The sequence below is a fragment of the Mycobacterium sp. E2327 genome (genome assembly GCF_001672675.1).
Lineage (GTDB): Bacteria > Actinomycetota > Actinomycetes > Mycobacteriales > Mycobacteriaceae > Mycobacterium.
Genome location: NZ_LZKE01000015.1, coordinates 1 through 1,118 on the forward strand (window position 1 = coordinate 1; position 1,118 = coordinate 1,118).

At 68.2% G+C, this 1,118-nt stretch carries 1 protein-coding gene; it reads left to right on the top strand.

Going from position 1 to position 1,118, the window contains the following annotated elements; genetic code table 11:
• A partial coding sequence (secD, locus tag A5712_RS01760) for a protein translocase subunit SecD (RefSeq protein WP_068100568.1) occupies positions 1–1,118 on the top strand: 1,118 nt, incomplete at both ends.

Below are 1,118 nucleotides of genomic sequence, written 5' to 3' on the forward strand. Positions count from 1 at the left end.
GCGCCCGGCCCGCCGCCGGCGGCGCCGGCGCCCCCCGACCCGCGTAAGGACCTCGCCGACCGGATCGCCGAGGAGAAGACCTGGCGGCAGAGCACCCGCCAGGGCATCCAGTTCCTCGCGCTGCAGTTCCAGGCGACGCAGTGCGACAAGAAGGACGACATCCTGGCCGGCAATGACGACCCGGCGCTGCCATTGGTGACCTGCTCGACCGACCACAAGGTCGCCTACCTCTTGGGCCCGTCGATCATCAGCGGCGACCAGATCGCCGACGCCACGTCCAGCCAGAACCAGCGCGGCCTCGGCTACGTCGTCGACCTGCAGTTCAAGCCGGCGGCGGCCAACACCTGGGCGGACTTCACCGCCGCCCACGTGGGCACCCAGACCGCGTTCACGCTGGACTCCCAGGTGGTCAGCGCCCCGATGATCCAGGAGGCCATCCCCGGCGGGCGCACCCAGATCTCCGGCGGGCAGCCGCCGTTCACCGCCTCCACCGCCAAGCAGCTGGCCAACGTGTTGAAATACGGGTCGCTGCCGCTGTCCTTCGAATCCTCTGAGGCCCAAACCGTTTCGGCGACACTGGGATTGACCTCGCTGCGGGCCGGGTTGATCGCGGGCGCCATCGGCCTGGCCCTGGTCCTGCTGTATTCGTTGCTCTACTACCGCCTGCTGGGTTTGCTCACCGCATTGTCGCTAATCGCTTCCGGCGCAATGGTGTTCGCGATCCTGGTGATCCTGGGCCGCCAGATCAACTACACGCTGGATTTGGCGGGCATCGCGGGTCTGATCATCGGCATCGGCACCACCGCCGACTCGTTCGTGGTGTTCTTCGAACGCATCAAAGACGAGATCCGCGAGGGCCGTTCGTTCCGGTCCGCGGTGCCACGGGGGTGGGTGCGGGCGCGTCGGACGATCCTGTCGGGCAACGCCGTCACCTTTCTGGCCGCCGCGGTGCTCTATGCGCTGGCCATCGGCCAGGTGCGGGGCTTCGCCTTCACGTTGGGCCTCACCACGCTGCTGGACACCGTGGTGGTGTTCCTGGTGACCTGGCCGCTGGTCTACCTGGCGTCCCAGTCCACGACGCTGGCCAAGCCGGCGTACAACGGCCTGGGCGCCGTGCA